Genomic DNA, 25,513 nt, shown 5'->3' on the forward strand with positions numbered 1-25,513 from the left:
ACAGGGAGATGACGATGCGTGCGATCGGACAGGACGAATTCGGCGGCCCCGAGGTGCTGAAGATCGTCGAGGCGGAGCGTCCGGAACCCGGGCCGGCCGAGGTGCTGGTACGGGTGCACGCGGCGGGGGTCAACCCGACCGACTCCTGGCATCGGGCCACCGGCGGGCTGGCCGGTGCCGTGATCCGGCTCGGCTGGGACGTCTCGGGCGTGGTCGAGGCAGTCGGCCTCGGGGTGGCCACGCTCGCCCCCGGCGACGAGGTGTTCGGCATGCCGCGCCACCCGCTCCCGGCGGGCACGTACGCGGAGTACGTCACCTCCCCGGCCCGGCACCTGGTCCGCAAGCCCGCCGGCCTCACCCATGTGCAGGCCGCCGCGCTGCCGCTGGCCGCACTCACCGCCTGGCAGGCCCTGGTGGACGTCGCCGAAGTGCGCCCCGGGCACCGGGTGCTGATCCACGCGGCGGCGGGTGGCGTCGGCCACCTCGCCGTACAGATCGCCAAGGCCCGGGGCGCGTACGTCATCGGCACCGCCCGCTCGGCCAAGCACGACTTCCTGCGCGGCCTCGGGGTGGACGAACCGGTCGACTACGCCGAGGCCGATTTCGAGACGGCCGTCGAACCGGTCGACGTCGTGATCGACGCGATCGGCGGCGCGTACGGGCCGCGCTCGTTGCGCACCCTCCGCCCGGGCGGCATACTCGTCGCCCTTGCCTCCCCCGCCGAGGCATACCTGGCGGAGGAGGCCCGCCCGCTCGGCCTGCGCGCCGCCTTCATGGCCGTGGAAGCCGACCAGGCGGGCATGCGGGAGATCGCCGCACTGGCCGGACAGGGGTTGCTGAGGGCCGGGATCGACACGACGTTCCCCCTGGAACACGCGGCCAAGGCCCACGAACTCAGCGACACCCGGCGCACCACTGGCAAGATCGTCCTGTCCGTGGTCGACTGACCACTGCCCCTGGCCACCGGGAACCCCGGGTGGCCGGCTTCGTCCTCCTGCCCGGTGCCCGGCACGGACCTTCGAACCACTCACCCGGCAGCCGTGTGCGGCGCGGGGAGACGGCCCCGATGCGGCTGCCGGGCCGCGTCTGCCGCGCCTGCCGTGCCCGGAGCCGACACGGCGTGAGGCGTGACAGGAACGGGCGGGGGCCTCCCCCGCCCGTTCCGTCGGTGAGCGGGTCAGTCGCGGTAGGAACGCAGCTGCCAGACCTTGAGCTCGTCCACGTCGACAGAGCCGCCTTCCGCGAAGAGCTGGATCCCCTCGCTGTCCGGGTCGGGGAAGATCTGGTCGGTGATCACGGCCTGGCCGTCACCGCCGAACACCTCCACGGAGGACCAGTCGACCAGGATCCGGAGCTCGACCTTGCCGTCCTTGGCCGCCAGCGGTGCGCGCTGGACACCGGGGAAGTGGTCGCTGAAGTCCACCGCGCCCGACCTCGTGCGGTCGACGTACAGCTCCTGGGTCTTCGAGTCGTATCCGATGACGGTCTCCTGCCCCTCGCCGGTGCGGACCTTGAGTCCGAACCGGTCGGCATCGCCGAGGGAGAAGGTGGCCCGAAGGTCGAGCGCCTTTCCGTCGGCCCGTCCGCCGGCCAGGGGCACGGAGCCGTCCCTGACCGTGACGTCGCGGATACCGACGGCCCGCCCCGTGCGCAGCGACTGCACGGAGACCACCGGCTGCTGCGTCAGGCGGATCCGGCCGTCCACGGTGCGCAGCGCCATTTCTCTCGGGATGCTCTGCGCTCCGCGCCAAGGGGACGTGGGGATGTCGTTGCCGTACTGCCAGTTGTTCATCCAGCCGATCATGCGGCGTTTGCCGTCGGGCGCGTCCTCCCAGGAGACGGCCGCGTAGTAGTCCTTGCCGTGGTCGACCCAGTGGGCCCGCTGGATGCTGGAGGTCGCGGGCTCGGCGGCGGCGACGAAGTGGTCGGCCATGATGTGGCCCCAGCCGCCCCTGTTCATGTCGACGATCTGGACGGTGGCCTGTTTGCCCTGGTGGGCGCGGAGGTCGAAGGAGGCCCAGTCCAGGCTCCCGCTGTCCGCACCCGACACGCTCTGGACGACCTTGCCGTCGATGAGGAGGTTGACCGCGGTCTCGGTCGAACGGGGCTGTGCCGGGGTGTCGGAGAGCATGACCTGGTCGAGCAGGATGTGGCCCCAGCCGCCGGTGTTCTCGTCGACGACCTCGATGTGTGCGGTCCGGCCGGCGAGGTCGCCGACATCCCAGGAGGCCCAGTTGAGTGCCTCCGTGTCGGCACCGGTGGCGCTGCGCACGGTCTTGCCGCCGACGACGAGCCGGACGGCGGTGGGCGCTTCGGCTCCCGAGGGGTGTCTGCCGCCTCCGACGAGGAGGTTGATGTGCTTCGCCGTGATGGTGAACTCGGGCGAGGTGAGCGTGCCCGTGGCCGGGTCGCCGCCGAGGAAGCTGTTCACCAGCCGGTCGCCGGTGTGCCCGGACACCTCCTGCTGCCCGGGGAGCGTGCCTGTCGCGGGGCCGTCGCCGAAGGCGGTGCCCGTGGCGGTCCAGGATCCGTAGCCGTTCTGTTCGAAGTCGGCGAGGACCGTGCCCTCCGGTGCCGGTGCGGCACCCAGGACCGACCCGGGGACGTGCGGGTGACGGCCGCCGGCGACCTTGAAGTTGAGATGTGCGCTGTTCACGGTGAAGGGCCGCGAGGTGAGCGTGCCGGTCTCGGTGTCGTCACCGTGGAAGCTGTCGACGAACCCCTTGCCCTCGACGCCGCTGGTGCCCGACGAGCCGGGCGCGGGCGCGGAGGCCGGTCCGCCGCCGAAGGCCGTGCCGGTCGTGGTCCAGCCGCCGTAGTCGCTCGCCTCGAAGTCCTGTACGACCAGGCCGGGCGGGGGAGTGTACGAGCCGTCGTCGTCGGGTGTGAAGCGGGTGCCGTCGAAGTCGCCGACGAAGTACTGGGCCGCCGAACCGCCCTCGATGCCACCGGGGTTGATGTTCACCACCAGCACCCACTTGGTGCGCCCGGTGTCCCCGTCGACGGGCAGCGGGAAGAGGTCGGGACACTCCCATACGCCCCGACGGCCCCCGCCGGGCCGAAGTCGCTCAGATGTGTCCAGCTCTTGAGGTCCTTGGAGGAGTAGAAGCGGACCTTGTGCTCGGTGGACAGGGACACCGTCATCAGCCAGCTCTTCGTCGGCGCGTACCACTGCACCTTCGGGTCGCGGAATTCCTTCGAGCCGATGTCGAGGACCGGATTGCCCTCGTACTTGCTCCAGGTGCGGCCGCGGTCCGTGCTGTACGCCAGCGACTGGGCCTGCCTGCCGTCCTTCTTGTAGGCGCTGGTGTAGACGGCCACCATCGCGGGGCCGTCCTCCGTCCCGAAGCCGCTCGTGTTCTCGTGGTCGACGACCGCGCTGCCGGAGAAGACCATCTCCTCGTCGTCGTGCGGGATGGCGAGCGGAAGCTCCTCCCAGTGCACGAGGTCCCTGCTGACCGCATGGCCCCAGGACATGTTGCCCCAGGTGTTGCCACTGGGGTTGTACTGGTAGAAGAGGTGGTATTCGCCCTTGAAGTACACCAGCCCGTTGGGGTCGTTCATCCAGTTCTTCTCCGGGGAGAAGTGGAACTGGGGCCGGTAGGTCTCGGTGTGGGGCCGGGTGCCGGTCGCCGCGGCCCGGGCGGTTACGGTGGTTGCGGCGAGTACGCATGCCGCGGCTGCCGCGGCGACGAGGCGCAGCCGGGCACGGCGGTACACGGGGCCTGGACTCATGATCTCTCCTGCACTGTGGGCGGCCCGGGACAGCGGATGTCATCGTTGACACATGTCAGCGATGACATCCGCTGGGCAGTGATGATGAGCGCACTCGGGCCGGTCCGTCAATGGCTTCGGCAGAGCCGCCGGGGCGGGAACGGACTACGGCCCCACCGCGGTCACCGGCTGCCGCAACTCGCTCTCCCACGGCGGGTTGGGCCCACTGACCGAGCAGGTGAGCGCCGCCACCCTGGCCGCGAACCCACACGCCTCCGTGACGTCGTCGAGGCGCAGGTCCGTCAGCCGGCCGCCGAGCAGCCCCTGGGTCCCCAGGTGGTGGAGAAGCCCTGCGGTGAAGGAGTCGCCCGCCCCCACCGTGTCGACGACGGCGGTCGGCGGCGCCGGTACCACGGCGCGCTCGCCGTCCAGCGAGGCGAGCGCGCCGCGCTTCCCGAGGGTGACGACGACGAGCCGGACACCTGCCGAGTGCCAGACGTCACAGGCCTGCTCGGCCGGGTGCCCGGGAAGCAGCAGCTCCAGGTCGTCCTCGCTCAGGCGCAGGACGTCGGCGATCGCGCACCAGCGCGGCAGGCGCTCGCGGTAGACCTCGGGCGCCACGAGCAGCGGCCGGACGTTGGGGTCGAGGGAGATCGTGGCCGTGGCCTTGGCGCGGAGCAGGAACTCCTCCACGGCCCGGCCGCCCGGTTCGCGTACGAGGGCCAGCGAGCCCGAGTGCAGGCAGGCGGTGGATGCGAGGTCCGTGGCGGACAGTTCCTCCGCCGTCCACTGCCAGTCTGCGGTGCCCTGGGCGTGGAAGGAGTACGCCGCCTGTCCCTCTGCGTCGAGTTCGGCGACGGCCAGGGTGCTGGGCTCCCGGGCGCGTACGGCCTGGGAGAGGTCGACGCCCGAGGCCTCCAGGCGGGTACGGAAGAGCCGGCCGAACACGTCGTCCGACAGTCTGGCGAGGAAGCGGGCGGGTGTGCCCAGCCGGGCGAGTGCCACGGCCGTGTTCGCCGGGCCGCCGCCCGGCAGGACCCGCAGGGCGAGTTCGCCCGGTGCGGGTTGCTGTGCGGTGAAGGCGTCGGCGACGCATTCACCGAGGACGGTGACCTCGGGCAGGCGCATGGAAGTCTCTCTCCGATCGGGGCGGCACGAGGCGGCCCGGGGGCGAGGCGCCGCGGAGGGGGCCCGGGGGGTGCCGCCGGCGTGCCGCTGTCGCTGCGTTGCGGATTTGTGACGGTGCCAGGGCATTGACGTTGCGGGGAAGCGGAGTCCATCATCCTCCGCAGGCGGTGTCAACGATGACATAAGTCAACGTTGACACCGCCGGGCGTCTCAACTTCCCCGTGCCGCCGCTCCCTTGGGCAACGCGGCCGCTCCCTCCGAATCCCGCAGGAGTCAGCCATGCCCCGTAACCACCACGCGGTTCCCAACCTGGTCAGGATCACTGCCTGTACCGCCGTCGCGACCTTGGCCCTGACGGCTTGCGGATCGGGCTCGCAGGGTGGTCCGGGCGACGGTCCGGTGAAGGTCGGCCTGATCACCAAGACGGACACCAACCCCTTCTTCGTGAAGATGAAGGAGGGTGCGGAGCAGGCCGCAAAGGACAGCGGCGTCGAATTGGTCAGCGCGGCCGGCAAGTTCGACGGGGACAACGCGGGCCAGGTCACCGCGGTCGAGAACATGGTCAACTCCGGCGTGAAAGGCATTCTCATCACGCCCAACGACTCGAAGGCGATCGTGCCCGCCCTCGAGAAGGCCCGCGCCAAGAACGTTCTGGTCATCGCCCTCGACAGTCCGACCGAGCCGCAGGATGCCACCGACGCGCTGTTCGCCACCGACAACGTCAAGGCCGGTGAACTCATCGGCCAGTACGCCAAGGCCGCCATGGCCGGCAGGCGGGCGAAGATCGCCACACTCGACCTGGCACCCGGGGTCGCCGTGGGTCTGCAACGGCACGAGGGGTTCCTCAAGGGCTTCGGCATCCCGGAAGGCGACCCGTCGATCGTGTGCAGCCAGGACACCGGCGGCGACCAGGCCAAGGGCCAGACCGCCATGGAGAACTGCCTCCAGAAGGCCTCCGGCATCAATGTCGTCTACACCGTCAACGAACCGGCCGCACTGGGCGCCTACACGGCTCTGAAAGCCAAGGGCCTGGAGGAGAAGGTGCTGGTCGTCTCCGTCGACGGCGGCTGTACCGGCACGAAGGCCGTCAAGGAAGGCAAGATCGCCGCCACCTCACAGCAGTACCCGCTCAAGATGGCGTCCCTGGGCGTCGAGGCCGTCGCGGACTTCGCCGAGAACGGCAAGAAGGCCTCCGGCTACACCGACACCGGCGTCACCCTGATCACCGACCGGACGCAGAGGGGGGCCGAGGCCGAGGACACGGCGTACGGCCTGGAGAACTGCTGGGGCTGAGCTCCGGAGCCGTCCGGCCGCCACTGCGCCCTTCCGGACAACCGCCTCCGGTAACGACCTCCGGTACCCGCTTCCGGCACGCACCTCGGCAAGGATCCCCATGACTGTCACGACCACGCCCTACGACCAGCTGAAAGGGCCGACCGCGGCCCGCCGGCTGCTCGCCGCACCCACCGCGGGCCCACTGGCCGCACTCCTGCTGGCCTGCGTCTTCTTCTCCCTGACGACCGAGCAGTTCCTGTCCGGCGGCAACTTCTCCCTGATCGTCCAGCAGGTCATGGTCGTGGGCACCCTGGCCATCGGCCAGACCCTCATCATCCTCACCGCCGGCATCGACCTCTCCTGCGGCGCCGTCATGGCGTTCGGCAGCATCGTCATCGCCAAGACGGCCGCCGAGGGAACGCTCTCCCCGTTCGCCGCGATCACCCTCGGACTCGTGGTCTGCGGCGGCTTCGGACTGCTCAACGGCCTGCTCGTACAGATGATTCCGTTGCCGCCCTTCATCGTGACGCTGGGCATGCTGAACGTGGCGTTCGCGCTGACCCACATCTACTCGGCCGAGCAGACGGTGACCAACCTGCCCGGGCCGCTCACCGCCCTCGGCGAGACCTTCCCGCTGGGCCGGACCGACATCACCTACGGCTCCCTCGTCACCATCGCCCTGTTCCTGGCCTTCGCCTACGCGCTCAGCAGCACATCATGGGGCCGTCATGTCTACGCGCTGGGCAACAGCCCGGAAAGCGCGCGGCTGAACGGCATCCGCACCTCCCGGCTGACCATCGGCGTCTACACGCTCGCCGGGCTCGTGTACGGCATAGCGGCACTCCTGCTCATCTCCCGTACCGGCGTGGGCGATCCGCAGGCCGGCCAGACCGACAACCTCGACAGCATCACCGCTGTCGTCCTCGGCGGGACAAGCCTCTTCGGCGGCCGGGGCGCCGTGCTCGGCACCTTCATCGGCGTACTGATCGTCGGTGTCTTCCGCAACGGGCTCCAGCTGATGGGTGTCGCGTCCATCTACCAGACGCTGATCACCGGCATCCTGGTGATCCTCGCCGTGACCGTCGACCAGATCTCCCGGAAGAAGGCGCGATGAGCACCGGCACGTCGACGACACCCGTCCTCCAGGCTCGCGGCCTGGTCAAGAAGTACGGCCAGGTGACCGCGATCGACGGGGCCGACTTCGACCTCATGCCCGGCGAGGTGCTCGCCGTCATCGGGGACAACGGAGCCGGCAAGACCAGCCTGATCAAGGCGCTGACCGGCGCGATCGTCCCCGACCGGGGAGAGATCCGGCTCCAGGGGAGCCCCATCCGCTTCGGCGGCCCGCAGAGCGCACGTGAGCACGGCATCGAGACGGTCTACCAGGACCTCGCCGTCGCAGCCTCCATGGACATCGCCTCCAACATGTTCCTCGGGCGCGAACTGCGCCGCCCGGGCGTTCTCGGCGGTGCGTTCCGCATGCTCGACAAGAAGCGGATGCGGGAGGAAGCCGCCGCCCACATGGCCGATCTGAAGATCGGGCTGCGTTCGCTCACCCAGCCGGTGGAGACCCTCTCGGGCGGCCAGCGTCAGGCCGTGGCCGTCGCCCGCGCCGTGGCCTGGGCCAGGAGCGTCGTCGTGATGGACGAGCCCACCGCGGCGCTGGGCGTAAGGGAGTCGGGACAGGTGCTCGACCTCATCCGCCGGGTTCGCGACAAGGGCATGCCCGTGGTCCTGATCAGTCACAACATGCCGCACGTGTTCGAGATCGCCGACCGGATCCATGTCCACCGGCTCGGGCGGCGCGAGGCTCTGATCAAGCCCTCCGAGCACTCCATGGCCGAGGTGGTCGCCATCATGACCGGGGCGCTCACGGTGAAGAGCGACGGAGGTACCGTCGTCACGGACGCCGACGCCGCCAGGGCGGCAGGCGTGTCAGCCCACTGAGCCGGCAGCTCAGAGAAGACAGCGGGCCCGGCCCACACGGGCCGGGCCCGGCGAACGCACAGGAACGGTGGTACATGGCCGCGACCCGCCGCCCCACTCTGGCCGATGTCGCCCGAGAAGTGGGTGTCAGTGCCAAGACGGTCTCCAGGGTGCTCAACGAGGACGGTCCGAGCTCCCCGCAGACCCGGGAGCGCGTCCTCGCGGCGGTGGCGAAACTGGGGTTCCAGCCCAACCTGATGGCCCGGAACATCCGTGTCGGGGGTCCCGACACCACCGTAGGACTCGTGGTGCCCGACCTGGGCAACCCGTTCTTCGGGACGGTGGCCGGCGGCATAGAGGACGCGGTGAGGGCCCGGGGGCTGACCCTGCTCATGGGCTCGTCCGCCGAAGACCCCGAACGAGAACACGTGCTGACCCGGACCTTCCTGGCCCGCCGGGTCAGCATCCTGATGGTGGTCCCCGCGTTCGGCGCCGACCACGGCTACCTCAAGGCACCACGCGCCGCCGGCCTGCCGGTGGTGTTCCTCGACCGTCCGGGAGTCGGCCTGTCGGCCGACTGCGTCGTCAGCTCGAACAGAGCCGGCGTCCACGAGGGAGTCGCGCATCTCATCGCGCAGGGCCACCGGCGTATCGGTTTCATCGGTGACCTCCCCGCGAAGCTCTACACCCGGCGTGAGCGGCTCGCCGGCTACCGCTCGGCACTCGCGGAGGCGGGCCTGCCCTACGACCGCACGCTCACGACCGGTGCCCACGGCCAGGAGACCGCCGCTGCCGCGACCACCGAACTGCTGGGTCTGCCGGATCCGCCCACCGCCCTGTTCGCGGGCAACAACATCGTGGCCATGGGCGTGGTCGCCCAACTGGCCGGTGCCGCGCGCAAGGACGTCGCTCTGGTCACCTTCGACGACCTTCCGCTGGCCGAGGTGCTGGAACCCGCGCTGACCGTCGTGGCGCAGGATCCGGCAGCCATCGGCGAAGCGGCGGCCAGGACCGCCCTCGCCCGCCTGGACGGCGACCGCTCCCGGTCCCGCACCGTCACCGTCCCCACCCGCCTGGTCGTCCGCGGGTCGAGCCGGCCACTGCGGCGTGCCCGGACTGCCGTGGACATGAGCGGCTGAGCAGGACTGCCGGGGAAACCGAAGGTCTCGCGTGCCGTGCCCCGTGCCGTGCCCCGTGCCGTGCCCCGTGCCGTGCCCCGTGCCGTGCCCCGTGCCGTGCCGGCCCGCCCGTTGCGGCGCTCCCCGTGCTGGTGGGCGAGTCCGGGACGGGTACGCCCCGCCCCTTTCCGGCGGCCCCCGGCCGCAACCCCGGTCGGCTCATCGCCTCGGCCGGGCGCATCCGTCCCACCCACAGCCGGCCCGGCGGCCGTGGACCGTGGCTCGTGCACCAGATCTGGGATCTCGTCGAAATCCGCTCGGCGCCGCAGACCGGTACCACCGTTCGCCTGCACATGGACCGTGCCGCGGACATCGGCCGACCCCGCCGGGCCGCACCCACCGCGGTGCGGCCGGCGCGAGTCCGGAGTGGTCCTCTTCGCGGTCCCGGCGGGAGAATGGAGGCCGGACACACCGTCCGGTCCTGACGCGTTCCAGGAGCTCTCATGGCAGATCACGCACGAGGCCCCCAGGCGGGTGACGAGCGCCGGGTCCGCATCCTGTCCGTCGACGGGCGGCGGGCCGAGCTGGCCCTCTCCGGGGAGGTGACCGGCGTGGCCGCCGCGCAGATCGAGGAGGTCCTGCTCGATCCGGCTCTGCAGGGCGTCATGGAATGGACACTCGATCTGAGCGGGGTCCAGCGGCTGGACACGATCTGCGCGTACGCACTCGTCCGGCCGCTGCTGACGGCTGCGCCACCAGTTGCCGTGCGTGTCCGGGGCGCCTCCAGGCAGGCCCGCCGGGCCCTGCACCAGACCGGTGCCGATCATCTCCTGACCTTCGAGGACTGAGCCCGCCGGCACGCGCGTGGACAGCGTGTCCCGCCACGCGTGCCTGCCCCGCGTTTCAGGGGCGGGTCCGGCGCACCGCGTCGTCGCGCGTCCCGGGCGCCTCCTGGCCGGACGAGCGGGGGACAGGCGACAGATAGGCACGGAAACCGGTCCGGCGGCCCAGGTCGGGGAGCGGGTGGACGCGCCACTCGCGGGCGTACGCAGGGGGGCGCCCCCCGTGGGAGACGAGGACCGCGACGGGCTGCCGGAGCGCCGTGGCGGCGAGGGCCCGGGGCGTGATGCTCTCGTCGTGACCGCCGGGCTGGCGGGAGGCGCAGCCGGTCCGGAACGCGACCCGGATCGCTTCGTCACCGCTGATCACGCACGGCGGGCGCACGCCCTGGGCGCGCAGTTCGGCGGCGATCCGGGTGAGGTCGGCGGTGTCGCGCCGTACCCGGTTCGCCACCCCGTCGACCAGGACGTACTGGATCACCAGGTGGCCGGCGACGGCCACGGCGACGAGCCCGGCCGCGGTACGTCGCCACTGCGACCGGGGGCCGCACGCCCGGACCAGGCACTGCGCCACGGGAAGGGCCAGCAGGGCGTACGCCGGCAGCAGGAAACGTGGCGCCGCGTACCCGACGGTGAACAGGTACGGTGCCGCCACCGCCGCCCCCACCACCGTGGCCAGGACGATCGGCGCGCGGTACCCGGTACGGGCGGTGGCCCGCACACCGCCCGCCGCGAACAGGGGCAGCGCGAAGAACCAGAGGGCCGAGGCCGGGTACCGCCAGGGCACGTCGCAGGGCCGGCACAGCGCACGGCCGCCCAGGGCCCGCACGTGGTCGTCGACGGCGAAGTACCAGCCCAGCCGGCCCTGGATCTCGCTGGCCCGTCGCAGCCGGGCGGTGAGACCGCCGTAGTGGGTGTACGCCTCGACCACCCACTCGGCGCAGCCGAGGGCCACGCCCGCGGCCGCCACGAGGACCAGCAGGCCCCTGCGGCGTGTACGCGGCATCACCAGGGCCGCCACGGCGAGCGACAGGAACAGCCACACCGCGTCGGTCGGACGCATCAGCGCGGCGAACATCACCCCGGTGCCCATGCCGATCAGTGCCCAGTGGTCCCAGGGGTCCCGGGCGGCCCGCAGGAAGCACCCCACGGCGGCGAGGGCCCCGTACGCGACCCAGAGGTTGGGCATCGCCTGCGAGGCGTAGAACATCGTGACCCACAGGCTGGCGAACAGTGCCCCGGCGACCGCGAGCACGGGAGCGGGCAGGAGCCGCCGCCACACCCACAGGGCGAGGAACAGACCACCGCCGGCCAGTACGGCCATGTACACGCGGAGCGCCGCCGTCGAGGTGGTCAGCGCCGTGACCGGAGCGACGAGGTAGGTGATGCCCCGGGCCCGGGGTGCGCTGAAGAAGGCCGCCGGTGCCTGGGGGCTGACCTGACTGACGTACACGCTCTCGTCCCAGCCGAGTCCGAGACCGGGCGCGACCAGGGCGAGGTGGGTGAGGGCGAAGGCGGCGGCGACGGCCACCAGCAGGGGCAGTGGACGCGCGGCCACCCGGCCGGAGAAGCGGCGCTCGCGCACCTCGCGCGGCACACGCTCCGGCGTACTGACGACGAAACGTATTTCCTGCATGGCCTGGCCTCGCTCGGGAAGCGGCGGGTGACGGTTCCCCCGCCCTGTCCTCTCCACGCTGCGGGTGGTGGCGCCGGGCCCACCACGCGGGGCGGGGCACTCGGCTGAACGGTTCTCCCGAAGGAGTGAGGGGGCGCATCCCGGCGCCGGTGGTTAGCATCCGACAAGGGGCGGGCCCATCGATGGCACGGAGGCCGTCATGCAGCAGACACCCGCTTCGCGCCTGTCGGCGAACCGTTCACGTCTCGGTCACAAGGTGCGGTACGCGTTGCGGCACCCGGGACGCGTAGTGCCCTATCTGCGCCGGGCGGGGCGGGACAGCTGGCTGCGGCTGCGGCACCGGGGAAGCCACGTCGCGTACTACCGGGCCGTGATGGCGTCCGACACGGCCCGCAGCCCCGAGGTGGCGGTCGGCGGCGGACCCTCGTACGACCGCTGGCTGGCCATCGGGCAGATGCAGTACGACTACCTGACGGGGCACGGGCTGACGCCGCAGGACCGGATGCTGGAGATCGGCTGCGGCAACCTGCGAGCCGGCTGGCGGTTCATCGAGTACCTGGAGCCCGGCCACTACTACGGGATCGACATCTCGCCGGACATCCTCGTCGAGGCCGAGAAGACGCTGGTCCGCTACGGACTGCAGACCAGACTCCCGTACCTGACCCCCGTCGAGGACCTGAAGCTGGACTTCCTTCCCGACGCCTGGTTCACCGTGGTGCACGCCCACAGTGTCTTCTCGCACTCACCGCTCGAGGTCATCGACGAATGCCTCGCGCACGTCGGACGGGTGCTGGCGCCCGACGGCTTCTTCGACTTCACCTTCGACCGCACGGAGGGAGCCGAGCACCAGGTGCTGGGAGAGGACTTCTACTACCGCACGGAGACACTGACGCGGCTGGCCGCGAAGCACGGCCTCGTCGCACGCTTCATGGACGACTGGGAGCGGCTGCCGCACGGCCAGTCCAAGCTCCGCGTCACCCACCCCGTGGCCGAGCCGGCGCCCGGCCCGGCCGGGGAGGCCGAGGTGCCCGCGGCGGAACTCTGAGCGAGCGCGCTGTGCGATCACCACGGGAGGAAGACGTGCACCGTCTTGCCGCCCGGATCCGGGACGACGATGGTCTGTTCGGCAAGCGTGTTGATGAGATGCCACCCCACCCCGCCACGGCCGGCGAGGTCGAAGGGCCGTGGTCGGGGTGCGGTGGGGTTGGTGTCGGTCAGGGCGACGTGCAGCGTTCCGGTCGTCGTCGCCCGCAAGGTCAGGGTGAAGGGCCCGGGGGCGAAGGCAAACGCGTTCGAAGCCAGTTCGGTGACGACGATCAGTACGTCGTCGTGTGCGTCCGGAGCCGCGGACGGATGGGTGCGAGCAAGGCCGTAGAGGAAATCCGAGGCCCGGTTGCGGGCTTCGCTCACGTCGCTCAGCACACCCTCGAAGTGCCAGCTTTGTTTGATACTCATGGTGGTCAGCAGGCCGGCTTCCGAATGATCACGGTCAGCAGCCACATCTTTCACTCCTTTGTCCCGTCGGAACCTGGAGCCTTACGGGCTGCCCGATCTTCCGGCACTCATGCCGATGTCGCGCATCCGCACCTGACGAGCACAACCGGTGAGGGCGTCGGAACCGGGCACTCGGCATGTCAGGCCAGCATGCCGGTGCGGAGCTTGGCCAGAGTGCGGCTGAGGAGGCGGGAGACCTGCATCTGGGAGACGCCCAGCTCGGCGCCGATCTGGGACTGGGTCATCTCCTCGCCGAAACGCATGGCGATGATGCGGCGCTCCCTCTCGTCGAGACGCGCCAGGAGCGGAGCCAGGGTGCGCAGGTTCTCGATCGTCTCCATGGCGGGGTCCGGTCCGCCCAGCACGTCGGCCAGCGCGCGGGCCTGGCTGGACTGGCCGGCGTCGGGGTCGGCGGGCATGTCCAGGGAGCCGGCGGTGTAGCCGTTGGAGGCCACGAGGCCTTCGACGACCTCGTCCTCAGTGAGCTTGAGGTGGGCGGCGAGTTCCTTGACGGTCGGCTCGCGGTCCAGGCCGGTGGCGAGCTGTTCCTTCGCCTTGGTGATCTCCACGCGCAGTTCCTGCAGACGTCGGGGCACGTGGACGGCCCAGGTGGTGTCGCGGAAGAACCGCTTGATCTCGCCGACGATGTAGGGCACGGCGAACGAGGTGAACTCGACCTCGCGCGAGAGGTCGAACCGGTCGATGGCCTTGATCAGGCCGATGGTGCCGACCTGGACGATGTCCTCCATGTCGCCGCTGCCGCGGTTGCGGAACCGGCCTGCGGCGAACCGCACCAGGGACAGGTTCATCTCGATGAGGGTGTTGCGCGCGTACTGGTACTCGCGTGTGCCCTCTTCCAGGACCTGCAACTGGTCGAAGAACACCTTCGAAAGGGCCCGCGCGTCCTTGGGGGCCACCTTCCCGGCATCCTCGATCCAGGGCAGCTCGCCTGCGCCACCGGGAGCGTCGCCGCCGAATGACGCCGCGGCCTGAGCCTCGACCGTGTCGACCTGACCCATCGCTGTCATGTGTCTGTCCTCCTCCGGCTGGTGCGCTTCCGGGCGGCGTCTTCCCGGCCTGGGGAGGTGTATGCCTGCCGTCCGGCATCTGCCGGGCATCTGCGGGAGGCTGTCCGGGTGGGCACGGCGGTGTGCCGGCCCGCGGCTCGGCGGACCGCTCGGGTACGCGGGACGCCGGCTGGTCTGCCCAGGCGGCCTCCGAGCGGACCTTGCTGCCCCGCGTCGCCTGCCGTGGACAGGGGATGACCGCGCCGCGTCCGCGCGGACTGCCGGCGCTGCTCGCCGGCGACCCGCGGGCCGGGACCCACCGCGCGCTGGTCCGCCTCCGGGCACTCGCCCTGTCCCGGGCCGGGCGACGGGAAGAGGCGGCGGAGGCGGGCTGCCGCGTGCCGGAGACGGTGGTGAGCCCCGCGGGACGCCTGGCGTCCCGCGGGGCCCGGTCAGCGGGAGGTCAGCCGAAGTCGACGTCGCTGCACAGGAAGTACTTCTGGTCCATGTGCGAGGCCTTCCAGACGGTGACGACGACGTGCCTGCCGGTGTAGCCGGAGGTGGTGACGTCCGTGGTGTAGTGCGGCTGGTAGGGGTAGCGGCCGGTCCTCTTCACCAGTTCGAGGTCGCCCCAGCCGATGAGCCGGCTCGTGGGGTCGAAGCCCTGCTCGGTGACGTAGATCTCCAGCCAGTCCGCGCCGTGCCGTGCCTCGTCGTAGACGTCGACGGTGAAGTCGGAGCCGAGGCTGGTCGTCTTCCACGGGCCGGGGCGGTCGAGGGCGCCGTAGTCGGTTTCGCCCTGGCCGCCGGCACTGCAGATCTGGCCGTTGGGGATGGCCTGCTGGTAGTCGTCCCCGGTGTTGTTGGCGTAGACGGCCTTCCACGCGGTGATGGCGTTCGGGTTCTCGTGGTAGGTGCGGTAGCACATGGGGTCCTGGGCCTCGTTCGGCTCGCTGGAGCCCCAGCGCTGCAGGCAGCCGTAGTTGCGGGTCTCGGGGGCGATGACCGTGCCGTGTGCGGAGGCTGTCGGCGCCTGGGCGAGCAGGCCCAGCAGACTGGTGGCCAGTAACGCGGCGCCCAGCGCGGTACGGCGGGAGGGTGTTGCGGGTGTGCGGTCCATGGTGTTCTTCCTCCGTGTGTCGGGGGACCACCGGTCGACGGCGACCAGTGATTTGCGTGTACATGACAGCTCGTGGTGCGGGTTCAGGCGTTGCTGCGGTCGCTCACCCCCCTTCGCCGGCGGGCGGGCAGGTCCAGTAGTCCGGTCAGGGACCACTGGCCGGGGCCGAGGGCGGCGATGAGCAGGAAGGCCCAGCAGAACAGGGCGGCTTGCTCGCCGCCGTTCTCGACGGGGAACAGCCCGTCGCCCTGGTGGTGGATGAAGTAGGCGTAGGCCATGGAGCCCGAGCACAGGAGGGCTGCCGGCCGTGTGCCCAGACCGAGCAGGACGAGTGCGCCGCCGACGAGCTGGATCAGCGCCGCCCACCACCCCGGCCACTGCCCGGGGCTGGGAGGCTGTCCGTGTGCTCCGCCGAGGACACCGAAGAGCGTTGCCGCTCCGTGGCAGGCGAAGAGGAGTCCGAGCACGATCCGGAACAGGCCCAGAACCGGGCCCTGGTACCTGGCAGGTGTCTCCATGATGATGCTCTTTCTCAGCGGGGAGGGGGATGGGCGGATCGGGTGCCGGGTGTACGGGCTGACGGCCGCCGGCGGTGGCGGATCGCCGGCGGCCGCCGGGTGGGTCAGGAGGTGAGGGTCCACTTCTGGCCGGTCCGGGTGCTGCAGTCCCACAGGTGGAGGCGGGCGCCGTCGGCCGAGCTCTGGCCTTCGACGTCCAGGCAGCGGCCGGACTTGAGGTTTTCCAGGGTGCCGTCGGACCGGAAGGCCCACTTCTGGCTGTCCCAGGTTCCGCAGTCCCACAGGTGCGTCTTGGTGCCGTTGGCGGTGGCCCCGCCTTCCACGTCCAGGCACTTGCCGCCGGACTTCAGCTGCTGTCCGTCGAGCGTCCAGGTCATCGAGGGGACGTTCGCGCAGGACCACTGCTGGATCGCGGTGCCGTTGGCGGTGCCGGCTGCGGCCCGGTCGACGCACTTGCCGTTGCCGCCGTTGACGATCCGGCCGCTGCCCGGGACCGGATCGGGGCCTGGCCCTGGGCCGGGGTCGGTGCCGGGTCCCCAGGCGTTCCAGTTGTCCCAGTTCTCGGCGTCGAAGCCGAGCCGGCCGAGCTTGTCCGCTGCCCAGTTGTCACCGGACTTGCTGATGACGGTGTCGCCGACGGTGTAGTTCTCCAGCTTCAGCCCGCGGCTGTCACGCGTTTCGTTGCCGAGGGCGACCTGCTGGCCGACGGAGTTGCTGTGGCGCTTGAGGAGGCTGATCTGGCTGCCGGCGTCGAGGCCGTTCCAGCTGTCGATCTTGAGGTTCTTGACGTGGATGTTCTCGGTGCTGGAGAGGGCGAAGACGCGGATCGCGCAGTTGGTCATGCCCTCGACGGTGATGTTCTCGAACGTCATGTTCTTCACCCAGGTGCCGGGATCCGCCCGGGTGGTCGATGCCGTGTTCTCCCAGTGGGAGGAGGAGTTGAGGATGCAGGTGTTGTACTTGACGTCCTTCCAGTACATCCGGTTGTGGATGACGTGGGTGTTGCTCACCCGGACGTTGTCGATGCTGCGGGGGGTCCAGCCCCACTGGATGACGGGGCCGTTCTCGTTCTTCCAGATGACGGTGTTATCGATGGTGACGTCGCTGTGGTACATCTTCAGCACGTCGTCGTTGGCGTTGAAGAACGTGTTCTTCATGGTGCTGCCGCGGTAGAGCTCGATGCCGTCGGTCTGCCAGTACCACGACCCGACCTGCTTGTAGTTGTCGACCCGCATCCGGAAGGTCTGCTCGTTGCCGTAGACGACGAACGAGTGGTACGGCGGCTCGTTGACGGTCACGCCCTGGAGGTCGAGGTACTGCTGGGCGTTCGCCGACTGGAACTGCAGCATCTTCACGCACGAGGTGTGGCAGTTCGACGCCCCGCTGAGGTGGTCGTAGTTGTTGCTGGTGTCCGCCTCGTACACGTACTGCTCACCGGACAGCACGCCGTACCCGGTCACCTTGTACAGGCCCTGGTTGTCGTGGAAGAAGCGGAATGCGCCCTTCACGTAGGCGCCGGGCGCCAGGTACACCCACTTGACGTTCGCCGGCAGCACCGCGTGGTACTTCGAACCCATCGTGTACGTGCCCGGACGGAAGTAGATGATCTCCTGGCTGACCGAGTTCAGGTTGGTGACCTGGCCGGGCTCGGGGTAGTGGACGCTGCCCGACGCCGCGGTGGGGACGAGCCGTTCCTTCTCCGCACCGGTGGGAGCCGGCTCGGCGAAGATCATCATGGAGTTGCGCGGCTCGGTGTGGACGGCCCGGTTGCCGCCGCCGCCGCTCGTGGTCAGCTTGCCGGCGTCGCTCGCGGGGCCGGACATGTCGTTGTAGGCGGTGTAGAGCTGCGGGTCGAACTCGACGGAGAACCGGTAGCCCTTCGCGTCGTAGGGCACCTTGATGCGGACGGTCTTGCTGTTGACGAGCTTCTTGGCGAAGTCCAGGCTGCTCGGCTTGAGCTTGACCTGGTCGGCCGAGGAGAGGCTCTGGTCGGTGCGCAGCGAGACGTCGACCCACACGTCGGCCGCGTACTGGAAGGACGACCAGCTCATGGTGAGGTTCGCCGAAGAGGCGAACTCGGCCCCGTCCTCCTTGGTGTAGCCGATCTTCCCCTTACCGCTGCGGGGGATGCTCATGTAGGCGAACGAGTCGTACTTCGTCGTCGGCGCGGCCGCAGTGGCGACCTTGACGTCGTAGAAGGACGAGCGCCGCACCTTGTCGCCGGCCACGGGGCTGCTGGTGTTGAACTCGTGGTTGTCGTGCCACCAGGTCTGCAGCTGGTCGCTGTCGGCGGTGGTTCCCTCGGCCACTGCGGCCACCGGCGCGGCCGGGGCCGGGACGGGGGCGGCGGCCGCGGTGCCGGCGGCGGGCACGACGGCACCGGCGAGAGCCAGGGCCAGGCCGGCGGCGATGGCCGCCAGCGGGTTGAGCCGTCGCAGTCTTCCTGCGGGCATAATGATGTCCTCTCCTTCATGAAGCGGGGCGACGCCCCGCAGGGGCGGGCTGTTCGCCGGCGTATGTGCTGTCCTGCTCGCCGGGGAGGCCGCAGGGGCACGTCACCGGGGGTGTGGTGCCGTACGTGGGGTCTGGCTGGAGACCGCACGCACGGCGGCAAGCCCGTGTCGGTAGCGGCTCCTTGCTTCCCGGGGGAGTGGTCCGACGGCGCCCGCAGGCCGAGTGCAGTCCGCGGGGCCGGGGTGTGGGGAGCCCCGTCCCGCAGGCGTGAGGAACCGGTTCCGCGGTCCGATGCGTGACAGGTGCCGTGAACGTCGCGCACGTCCGTGGTCGACGGCCTCGGCGTGTGTCGGTTGCCGGATAACGTCCCGTCATTTCTTCTCCCTGTCAATGAAATGAACGAGATTCACTCCCTTGAGGAGGGAAGCTTGCCTCACTGAAAGGGGTGAATGGGTCATAAGTAGCCATACAGAGCGAGCAGGACGTGCCGTCACGGTTGTGTAACGCCATCTTTTCTTCCTTGACGCATGAAAAGTCTGGGAGACACACTCCCGTCATACGCAGTCGACGGCGAGGCGCACGTATCGCCCGGAACAGAGCGCAGGAGGAACGATGACGATCTCCGCGATGCCGGATGAGCCCCGATCCGCCAGGGGCGGGGACATGCGCCGGCCCCATCGGGTTCGATGGCGGACGAACGGCAACCCCCGGCCCTGACCGACCACCACCAGGAGGCACCGCGTGATGAGCCCGTCCAAGATCCGGTTCTCGGAGCTTGTCAGTGAGCAGACCCGTGCGGAGATCTTCGCGACCGTGCTCACGGCGGGGCCCATCTCGCGCACCCAGCTCGCCCAGCGCCTGGGCCTGGTCCCCTCCTCGGTGACCCGGATGCTGCCGCCCCTCCTCGAGCACGACTACCTGCGCGAGAGCAGTACCTCTCCGCAGGGCAGGGGCCGGCCGCAGAAGATGCTGCACGTCAATCCCGACAAGCACCTGGTCGTGGGCCTGAAGATCGGTCCCGCGCAGGTCTCCGGGGTGGTCACCGACATGGCGGCCAACGTGCTGGTCCGGGCCGAGGAGCCGATCGCCGACTGCACCCCCGAAACCGCCCTGTCCGCCGCCGCTTCCCTGACCGGCAGGCTCCTCGCCGAGGCTCCCGAGGCGGCGGACAGGGTGCTCGGCCTGGGCGTCGGGGTCAGCGGACACGTCGACTCGGCGGCCGGGATCTGCCGTTACTCCGCCCTGCTCGACTGGAGCAAGGTCGACGTCGCCGGTCCCCTGCGGGAGTCGACCGGGCTGCCGGTCGTCGTCAGCAACGACGTCAACACCCTTGTCGTGGCCGAGCGCTGGTTCGGGGCGGGGCGCGACGTCGACTCCTTCGCCGTCGTGACCGTCGGACCCGGCATCGGCTGCGGCCTCCTCCTCGACGGCACCCTCTACTCGGGCGCCACCGGGCTCGCCGGAGAACTCGGCCACCTGCCCCTCGACCCCACCGGCCCCATGTGCAGCTGCGGACGCCGCGGCTGTCTCGAAGCCCTTGCCGGCGACCGGGCCGTCCTGCGTCACCTCCGGGACGCCGGAGTGCCCTGCACCACCATCACCGAAGCCATCGGACTCGCCCGCTCCGCGGGCGGATCGGCCCGGACCGTCGCGCGCTCGGCCTTCGCCGAAGCCGGTACCGCCCTCGGACGGGGGCTGGCCGGGGTGTGCAACCTGCTCAACCTGCAGAAGATCATCATCGCGGGCGAGAGCGCGGTCGCCCATGACCTGTTCGGCCCGGCCATGACAGCGGCCATGGAGGCGCACGCCTTCTCGGACGCCGCCCGCGACTGCCGGATCCATGTCGACCCCGCCCGGCACGACCTGTGGGCCCGAGGCGCGGCCTGCCTGGTCATCCGCGACGCGGTCGGCGCAGCCATCTCCTGATCCGTCCAGCTCGCAGCAGTACACCAAGCAACCGAGACACACGATGAGGTTTGACGTGCCCGAAAACGTGGCCAGCCCCGCCGACTCCTGGTGGAGCGAGGCGGTGGTCTACCAGATCTATCCGCGCAGCTTCGCCGACTCCGACGCGGACGGCATCGGTGACCTGCAAGGCATCGTCGAGCGCCTGGACTACCTCTCCCAGCTCGGCGTCGACGTCCTGTGGCTCTCCCCGGTCTACCCGTCCCCGCACGACGACAACGGCTACGACATCAGCGACTACCAGGGCATCGACCCCCTCTTCGGCACCCTGGCCGACTTCGACCGGCTGCTGGCCGCCGTCCACGAGCGCGGCATGAAGCTGGTCATGGACCTGGTCGTCAACCACACCTCCGACGAGCACCCCTGGTTCACCGCCTCCCGCGACGGCGGCCCGCACGGGGACAAGCGCGACTGGTACGTCTGGCGCCCCGCCCGCGAGGGCATGGAACCCGGCACGCCCGGTGCGGAGCCCAACAACTGGGGTTCCTTCTTCTCCGGCCCCGCGTGGACCTACGACGAGAAGAGCGGCGAGTACTACCTGCACCTGTTCTCCCGCAAGCAGCCCGACCTCAACTGGGAGAACCCCGTCGTCCGCCGGGCGGTCCACACGGTGATGCGCTGGTGGCTCGAGCGAGGGGTCGACGGCTTCCGCATGGACGTCATCAACCTCATCTCCAAGACCCCCGGCCTGCCCGACGGAGCCGTGCACGAGGGCAGCCGCCACGGGGACGGCAGCCCCCACTACATCTGCGGCCCCCGCATCCACGAGTACCTGGCCGAGATGCACCGTGAGGTCTTCGAGGACCACCCGCGCCGGCTCCTGACCGTGGGGGAGATGCCCGGGGTCACCGTCGAGGAGGCAAAGCTCTTCACCGACCCCGCCCGGCGCGAGCTCGACATGGTGTTCCAGTTCGAACACGTCGGCCTCGACCAGGGCCCCGGCGGCAAGTTCGACGTCCGGCCCCTGAGGCTGACCGACCTCAAGGCCAGCCTCGGCCGCTGGCAGACCGGCCTGGGCGACACCGGCTGGAACAGCCTGTACTGGAACAACCACGACCAGCCCCGTGTGGTCTCCCGCTTCGGCGACGACAGCCCCGCCCACCGCGACCGCTCCGCCAAGCTGCTGGCCACCGTCCTGCACCTGCACCGCGGCACCCCGTACGTCTACCAGGGCGAGGAACTGGGCATGGCCAACGCCCCCTTCGCCTCGATCGACGACTTCCGCGACATCGAATCCCTCAACCACTACCGCGAGCAGCTCGCCCTCGGCGTGGACGAGGAGCGGATCCTGACCGGACTGCGCCACCGCGGCCGCGACAACGCCCGCACCCCCATGCAGTGGGACACCACCGAGCACGCCGGCTTCACCGCCGGCACCCCCTGGATCGCGGTCAACCCCGACCACACGGACGTCAACGCCAAGGCCCAGCTCGCCGACCCGGACTCGGTCTTCCACTACTACCGCCGCCTCATCGCCCTGCGGCACACCGAACCCGCCCTGACCCACGGGGACTTCCACATGCTCCACCCGGACCACGAACAGCTCTACGCCTTCACCCGCCACGACGCGGCCTCCGGCACCGAACTGCTGGTCCTGGCCAACTTCGGCGGATCCGATCTCACCGTCGACCTGCCCGACGGCTGGGCGAACAGCGAGACGCTCATCGCCAACGTCCCCGCCACCGCGCCCCTCACCGCCCCGCACACCCTGCGGCCGTGGGAAGCACGCGTCCACCGACGCCGTACCGCCTGATCCCCGCACCACCTCCCCACACACTGCCCGAACACCCACCCCCGCACCGCCCCTCCCGTGCACACTCAAGGAACTCTCATGACGAACACGCGCTTCCGCACGCCACGTCGTGCCCTGCTCGCCGTGGCCGCCCTGGCGCTCGCGGCACCGCTGACCGCCTGCGGCGGCTCAGATGCCGCGGAGGACGACGGCAAGACCCTGCGCCTGTGGCACTACGAGCAGGAGGACGGAGCCCTCAGCAACGCCTGGGACGCCGCCATCGCGGAGTTCAAGAAGACCCACCCCGACGTGAAGGTCGTCTTCGAACGCAAGACGTTCGAGCAGATCCAGCAGAACGCCGGCATGATCCTGAACTCCGACAAGGCGCCCGACGTCATGGAGTACAACAAGGGCAACGCCACCACCGGCCTGCTCGCCAAGCAGGGCCTGCTCACCGACCTCACCGCCACCGCGAAGGAGCGCGGCTGGGACAAGAAGATCAGCGAGAGCGCCTCCGTCACCGCCCGCTACGACGCGGCCAAGGGCGAGATGGGCGGCGACAAGTGGTACGGCATACCCAACTACGGCGAGTTCGTCCTCACCTACTACAACGACGACCTCTTCAAGAAGCACAACATCGCCAAACCCACCGACTTCAAGAGCTTCGAGGCCGCACTCGCCAAGTTCAAGGCCGTCGGCATCACGCCGCTCGCCAACGCCGGCAACGACCACCCCGCCGGGCACTGGCTCTACCTGTTCGCCCTGTCCAAGGCCACGGACACCTGGGTCGACGACTACCAGCTCTACAAGGGCAAGGTCGACTTCCACGGCCCCGAGTGGACCTACGCGGCCGACAAGTACAAGGAATGGCTCGACAAGGGCTACTTCGACAAGAAGGACGTCGGCCTCAAGGGCAGTGACATGACCGAGCAGTTCGTCTCCCAGAAGCGGCCCGTCATGGTCGGTGGCAACTGGTGGTTCGGCGGCCTGTCCACGGACATCACCACCTTCTCGTGGTCCACCGCCCCCTACCCGGGCAGCGAGAAGACCCTCGGCTCCGGCGGCAACCACTGGGTCGTCCCCACCAGGGCGAAGAACAAGAAGCTCGCCGAGGACTTCATCGACATCACCATGTCCGACAAGATCCAGAAGCTCATCGGTGAGGAGGGCAACGTCCCGCTCGCCGCCGAGGCGGAGACGATCGCCAACCCCAAGGCGCGCGAGCTCATCACCGCCTTCAACACCCACCGGAGCAGCAACGGCCTCGCCTTCTACCCCGACTGGCCCGTCACCGGTTACTACGACACATGGCTGGCCGCCACCCAGAACCTCATGAACGGCGGCAAGCCCCACACGGTCCTCGACGAACTCGCGGCTCCCTACGAGAAGCACGCCGCCTCGCGGCGCCGAGGCTGACGCTCCGTATCCGAAAGCCGGCTCTCACTTCCGGGGACGGCGGCCCGCCCGCACTGGTCCGCCGTCCCACCCACCTAGGAGCAACCGTGAAAACCACCCGTCACCCGCGGTCCTCGGGGTACGCCGTCTTCCTCGCACCGGGCCTGCTGCTGAGCCTGCTCTTCCTCGTCGTCCCGCTGGTGATGACCTTCTACTACAGCCTCACCCAATGGCAGGGCATCGGCGCCCCCGTCTGGGTCGGCCCGGACAACTACACCCGTCTCTTCCAGGACGCGGACTTCTGGGCCTCGTTCCGCAACATCGCCTTCGTGATCATCGGCATCGCGGTCGTCCCCACCCTGCTCGGCCTGTTCCTCGCCGCCCTGCTCTTCGACTACATCGGCAAGAAACACGGCGACCGCCTCGTCAGCGCCTTCCGCTCCGGCCTCTACCTGCCCCAGGTCATCCCCGTCGCCGTCACCGGACTGATGTGGGGCTGGATCCTGGCCCCCGAAGGCGCCCTCAACTCCGTCCTCGAGAAGACCGGCCTCGCCTCCCTGGCCGGGAACTGGCTCGGCGACCCCGACCTGGCCCTGTGGGTCGTCCTCGCCGTCCTCGTCTGGATGCAGCTCGGCTACCCCCTCGTCCTGTTCCTGTCCGGACTCCAGCGCATCGACCCCGAGCTCTACGAGGCCGCGTCCCTCGACGGCGCCACCTGGTGGCAGCGCTTCACCCGCATCACCGTGCCCATCCTGCGGCCCGAGGTCTACGTCGTCCTGGTCACCACCACCATCGCCGGCCTGAAGGTCTTCGCCCAGATCTTCGTCCTCACCGGCGGCGGCCCCGGCAACTCGACACTCGTCCCCGCCTACTTCGCCTACCAGAACTTCTTCGAGCGCGCCGACGTCGGCTACGGATCGGCCATCTCCAGCACCATCACCCTGCTCGTGCTGATCATCGCCGGAACGATGCTGACCCGCCAGGCCCGCGAGGACGGATGACCATGACCACCGACACCACCACGCCCGCTCTGCCCCGCACGCCCACGCCGGCGCCTCCCGGTCACGCCGTCCCCCGACCCAAGACGCGCAAAGCCACCGGGAACCGCCGCGGCCCCGGCTCCTACGCCGTCGTGGCCGCGGTCACCGTCTTCGTCCTCGCCTTCCTCGCCCCGTTCGCGATCATCCTGCTCAACTCGTTCAAGACCAGTGCGGACTACCGCACCAACGGCCCGCTGTCCTGGCCCGAGCAGTGGAACTGGGCCGTCATCAGTGACGTCTGGGAACGAGTCGGCTTCACCCAGAAGCTTCTCAACAGCGTCCAGATCAGCCTCGGCGTCGTCCTCATCGCGGTCCTCTTCGCCCTCTTCAACGCGTACGCCATCGGCATCGGCCGCGTACGGTGGCGCACCGCGTTCCTCGTCTTCTTCCTCGGCGTCAACGTCCTGCCGCAGGAGGGCCTCGTCTACCCCATCTACTACCTCTTCAAGGAGATGGGCCTGTACGACGGGAAACTCGGCTACACCGTCCTCGTCGGCATCACCTACAGCGCCTTCGGCACCTACCTGCTCTCCTCGGTATTCAGCGGCTTCCCCCGCGAACTCATCGAAGCCGCCTCCATGGACGGAGCCGGACGCTGGACCATCCTGTGGCGCATCGTCCTGCCCATGAGCTGGCCCACCCTGTCGGTGATGTGTGTGTTCTTCTTCGTCTGGAGCTGGAACGAGTTCCTCTACCCGCTGGTCCTGCTCATCTCCAACGACAACCAGACCGTCCCCCTCGGACTGTCCGTCATGCAGGGCCAGTACACCAGCGACCCCACCGCCATGAGCGCCGCCGCCCTCCTCGGCGTCATCCCCATGATCGTCTTCTTCCTCGTCTTCCAGCGCTCCCTCACCCGTGGTGTCACCGCCGGCGCCGTGAAGTAACGGGCCCGGCCCCCGAGCCGCCCCGGATCCGGTACGCACCGCCCCGCCGCCGGATCCGGGGTTCCCCTTCCGGCACCGGGGGGCCTGGCCGAATCCCCCGGTTTGCGCCTTGTAATGAACTCGTAATGCCCTCACGCGTCCTTGGCGTGCTCAGACCCCTTACGCTTCGTAAGCCCTCGCTCCAGCAGCGCCAACGCGAGGCGGCACACTCATCTCTTCCCTGCTCCCGTGGGGTGGCTCAGCCAGGACGGGCGGCAGGAAGCGC

19 protein-coding genes and 2 pseudogenes are annotated in these 25,513 nt (G+C 69.9%); 13 read left to right on the plus strand and 8 right to left on the minus strand.

The annotated features are described in order from the left end of the window. Window positions 1–14 precede the first annotated feature (14 nt). A complete protein-coding gene (locus BN1555_RS31360) occupies window positions 15–947 on the plus strand; it encodes an NADP-dependent oxidoreductase (RefSeq protein WP_093803778.1) in 933 nt (310 codons plus the stop codon). Window positions 948–1,177: 230 nt separating this feature from the next. On the opposite strand, the pseudogene BN1555_RS31365 reads toward BN1555_RS31360, so the two are convergent. Both BN1555_RS31365 and BN1555_RS31370 read right to left on the minus strand, forming a co-directional pair. Then, a pseudogene (locus BN1555_RS31365) lies at window positions 1,178–3,735 on the minus strand (GH32 C-terminal domain-containing protein). A gap of 144 nt (window positions 3,736–3,879) precedes the next feature. After that, the gene (locus tag BN1555_RS31370) at window positions 3,880–4,842 is read right to left on the minus strand and encodes a carbohydrate kinase family protein (RefSeq protein WP_093802532.1); all 963 of its coding nucleotides are present in this window, start codon (window positions 4,840–4,842) and stop codon (window positions 3,880–3,882) included. Between the two features lie 279 nt (window positions 4,843–5,121). Between BN1555_RS31370 and BN1555_RS31375 the strand changes: the two genes are divergently transcribed. The 6 genes and pseudogenes from BN1555_RS31375 (at window position 5,122) to BN1555_RS31400 (ending at window position 10,009) form a co-directional block, all read left to right on the plus strand. Next, entirely contained in the window at window positions 5,122–6,135 is a 1,014-nt protein-coding gene (locus tag BN1555_RS31375; RefSeq protein ID WP_093802533.1) for a sugar ABC transporter substrate-binding protein, read from the plus strand. Between the two features lie 100 nt (window positions 6,136–6,235). Next, window positions 6,236–7,231, plus strand: coding sequence for an ABC transporter permease (locus BN1555_RS31380; RefSeq protein WP_093802534.1), 996 nt, complete (start codon window positions 6,236–6,238; stop codon window positions 7,229–7,231). Further along, the gene (locus BN1555_RS31385; protein ID WP_093802535.1) at window positions 7,228–8,064 is read left to right on the plus strand and encodes an ATP-binding cassette domain-containing protein; all 837 of its coding nucleotides are present in this window, start codon (window positions 7,228–7,230) and stop codon (window positions 8,062–8,064) included. Before BN1555_RS31380 ends, BN1555_RS31385 begins: the two co-directional genes overlap by 4 nt. Window positions 8,065–8,138: 74 nt before the next feature. Next, entirely contained in the window at window positions 8,139–9,182 is a 1,044-nt protein-coding gene (locus tag BN1555_RS31390; protein ID WP_093802536.1) for a LacI family DNA-binding transcriptional regulator, read from the plus strand. Window positions 9,183–9,391: 209 nt separating this feature from the next. Further along, window positions 9,392–9,520: pseudogene (locus BN1555_RS40835) on the plus strand (sensor histidine kinase); the annotation flags it as partial. 144 nt (window positions 9,521–9,664) lie between these two features. Continuing rightward, window positions 9,665–10,009, plus strand: a complete 345-nt coding sequence (locus tag BN1555_RS31400) for an STAS domain-containing protein (protein ID WP_093802538.1) — start codon at window positions 9,665–9,667, stop codon at window positions 10,007–10,009. A gap of 55 nt (window positions 10,010–10,064) precedes the next feature. Here the strand turns inward: BN1555_RS31400 and BN1555_RS31405 are convergent, their stop codons facing one another. After that, window positions 10,065–11,636 carry an ArnT family glycosyltransferase gene (locus tag BN1555_RS31405; RefSeq protein WP_255306281.1) on the minus strand — a complete coding sequence of 524 codons (1,572 nt, stop codon included), beginning with the start codon at window positions 11,634–11,636 and terminating at the stop codon, window positions 10,065–10,067. A 199-nt stretch (window positions 11,637–11,835) separates the two neighbouring features. Between BN1555_RS31405 and BN1555_RS31410 the strand changes: the two genes are divergently transcribed. Further along, complete coding sequence (locus tag BN1555_RS31410; RefSeq protein WP_093802539.1) at window positions 11,836–12,681, plus strand: class I SAM-dependent methyltransferase; 846 nt, start codon at window positions 11,836–11,838, stop codon at window positions 12,679–12,681. Between the two features lie 17 nt (window positions 12,682–12,698). Here BN1555_RS31410 and BN1555_RS31415 read toward each other — a convergent pair whose 3' ends face one another. The 5 genes from BN1555_RS31415 to BN1555_RS31435 form a co-directional block, all read right to left on the minus strand. After that, on the minus strand, window positions 12,699–13,091 hold the full coding sequence (locus BN1555_RS31415; protein ID WP_093803779.1) for an ATP-binding protein: 393 nt from the start codon (window positions 13,089–13,091) through the stop codon (window positions 12,699–12,701). A gap of 179 nt (window positions 13,092–13,270) precedes the next feature. Then, a complete protein-coding gene (locus BN1555_RS31420) occupies window positions 13,271–14,149 on the minus strand; it encodes an RNA polymerase sigma factor SigF (RefSeq protein WP_093802540.1) in 879 nt (292 codons plus the stop codon). Window positions 14,150–14,600: 451 nt separating this feature from the next. Then, on the minus strand, window positions 14,601–15,257 hold the full coding sequence (locus tag BN1555_RS31425) for a lytic polysaccharide monooxygenase auxiliary activity family 9 protein (protein WP_093802541.1): 657 nt from the start codon (window positions 15,255–15,257) through the stop codon (window positions 14,601–14,603). Window positions 15,258–15,340: 83 nt separating this feature from the next. Next, entirely contained in the window at window positions 15,341–15,775 is a 435-nt protein-coding gene (locus tag BN1555_RS31430; RefSeq protein WP_093802542.1) for a DoxX family protein, read from the minus strand. A 104-nt stretch (window positions 15,776–15,879) separates the two neighbouring features. Further along, complete coding sequence (locus BN1555_RS31435; RefSeq protein WP_093802543.1) at window positions 15,880–18,228, minus strand: family 49 glycosyl hydrolase; 2,349 nt, start codon at window positions 18,226–18,228, stop codon at window positions 15,880–15,882. Window positions 18,229–18,973: 745 nt separating this feature from the next. Here BN1555_RS31435 and BN1555_RS31440 point away from each other — a divergent pair. The 5 genes from BN1555_RS31440 to BN1555_RS31460 all read left to right on the plus strand — a co-directional run bounded on the left by BN1555_RS31440 (window position 18,974) and on the right by BN1555_RS31460 (window position 25,248). Continuing rightward, entirely contained in the window at window positions 18,974–20,155 is a 1,182-nt protein-coding gene (locus tag BN1555_RS31440) for an ROK family transcriptional regulator (RefSeq protein ID WP_093802545.1), read from the plus strand. Window positions 20,156–20,210: 55 nt separating this feature from the next. After that, on the plus strand, window positions 20,211–21,947 hold the full coding sequence (locus BN1555_RS31445) for an alpha-glucosidase (RefSeq protein ID WP_093802546.1): 1,737 nt from the start codon (window positions 20,211–20,213) through the stop codon (window positions 21,945–21,947). A 78-nt stretch (window positions 21,948–22,025) separates the two neighbouring features. After that, the gene (locus tag BN1555_RS31450) at window positions 22,026–23,342 is read left to right on the plus strand and encodes an ABC transporter substrate-binding protein (protein ID WP_093802547.1); all 1,317 of its coding nucleotides are present in this window, start codon (window positions 22,026–22,028) and stop codon (window positions 23,340–23,342) included. 86 nt (window positions 23,343–23,428) lie between these two features. Then, window positions 23,429–24,322 (plus strand): carbohydrate ABC transporter permease, encoded by an 894-nt coding sequence (locus BN1555_RS31455; RefSeq protein ID WP_255306282.1) that lies wholly within the window; start codon window positions 23,429–23,431, stop codon window positions 24,320–24,322. Between the two features lie 2 nt (window positions 24,323–24,324). Beyond that, complete coding sequence (locus BN1555_RS31460; protein WP_093802548.1) at window positions 24,325–25,248, plus strand: carbohydrate ABC transporter permease; 924 nt, start codon at window positions 24,325–24,327, stop codon at window positions 25,246–25,248. Window positions 25,249–25,513: the final 265 nt, after the last annotated feature.

The organism is Streptomyces sp. Wb2n-11 (assembly GCF_001049855.1).
GTDB lineage: Bacteria > Actinomycetota > Actinomycetes > Streptomycetales > Streptomycetaceae > Streptomyces > Streptomyces altiplanensis.

What these genes read in the sequence shown, in the direction of transcription:
- BN1555_RS31360 (WP_093803778.1), top strand. Translation starts at nt 15, where the DNA reads ATGCGTGCGATCGGACAGGACGAATTCGGCGGCCCCGAGGTGCTGAAG.
- BN1555_RS31370 (WP_093802532.1), bottom strand. Translation starts at nt 4,842, where the DNA reads ATGCGCCTGCCCGAGGTCACCGTCCTCGGTGAATGCGTCGCCGACGCC.
- BN1555_RS31375 (WP_093802533.1), top strand. Translation starts at nt 5,122, where the DNA reads ATGCCCCGTAACCACCACGCGGTTCCCAACCTGGTCAGGATCACTGCC.
- BN1555_RS31380 (WP_093802534.1), top strand. Translation starts at nt 6,236, where the DNA reads ATGACTGTCACGACCACGCCCTACGACCAGCTGAAAGGGCCGACCGCG.
- BN1555_RS31385 (WP_093802535.1), top strand. Translation starts at nt 7,228, where the DNA reads ATGAGCACCGGCACGTCGACGACACCCGTCCTCCAGGCTCGCGGCCTG.
- BN1555_RS31390 (WP_093802536.1), top strand. Translation starts at nt 8,139, where the DNA reads ATGGCCGCGACCCGCCGCCCCACTCTGGCCGATGTCGCCCGAGAAGTG.
- BN1555_RS31400 (WP_093802538.1), top strand. Translation starts at nt 9,665, where the DNA reads ATGGCAGATCACGCACGAGGCCCCCAGGCGGGTGACGAGCGCCGGGTC.
- BN1555_RS31405 (WP_255306281.1), bottom strand. Translation starts at nt 11,636, where the DNA reads ATGCAGGAAATACGTTTCGTCGTCAGTACGCCGGAGCGTGTGCCGCGC.
- BN1555_RS31410 (WP_093802539.1), top strand. Translation starts at nt 11,836, where the DNA reads ATGCAGCAGACACCCGCTTCGCGCCTGTCGGCGAACCGTTCACGTCTC.
- BN1555_RS31415 (WP_093803779.1), bottom strand. Translation starts at nt 13,091, where the DNA reads ATGAGTATCAAACAAAGCTGGCACTTCGAGGGTGTGCTGAGCGACGTG.
- BN1555_RS31420 (WP_093802540.1), bottom strand. Translation starts at nt 14,149, where the DNA reads ATGGGTCAGGTCGACACGGTCGAGGCTCAGGCCGCGGCGTCATTCGGC.
- BN1555_RS31425 (WP_093802541.1), bottom strand. Translation starts at nt 15,257, where the DNA reads ATGGACCGCACACCCGCAACACCCTCCCGCCGTACCGCGCTGGGCGCC.
- BN1555_RS31430 (WP_093802542.1), bottom strand. Translation starts at nt 15,775, where the DNA reads ATGGAGACACCTGCCAGGTACCAGGGCCCGGTTCTGGGCCTGTTCCGG.
- BN1555_RS31435 (WP_093802543.1), bottom strand. Translation starts at nt 18,228, where the DNA reads ATGCCCGCAGGAAGACTGCGACGGCTCAACCCGCTGGCGGCCATCGCC.
- BN1555_RS31440 (WP_093802545.1), top strand. Translation starts at nt 18,974, where the DNA reads ATGAGCCCGTCCAAGATCCGGTTCTCGGAGCTTGTCAGTGAGCAGACC.
- BN1555_RS31450 (WP_093802547.1), top strand. Translation starts at nt 22,026, where the DNA reads ATGACGAACACGCGCTTCCGCACGCCACGTCGTGCCCTGCTCGCCGTG.
- BN1555_RS31460 (WP_093802548.1), top strand. Translation starts at nt 24,325, where the DNA reads ATGACCACCGACACCACCACGCCCGCTCTGCCCCGCACGCCCACGCCG.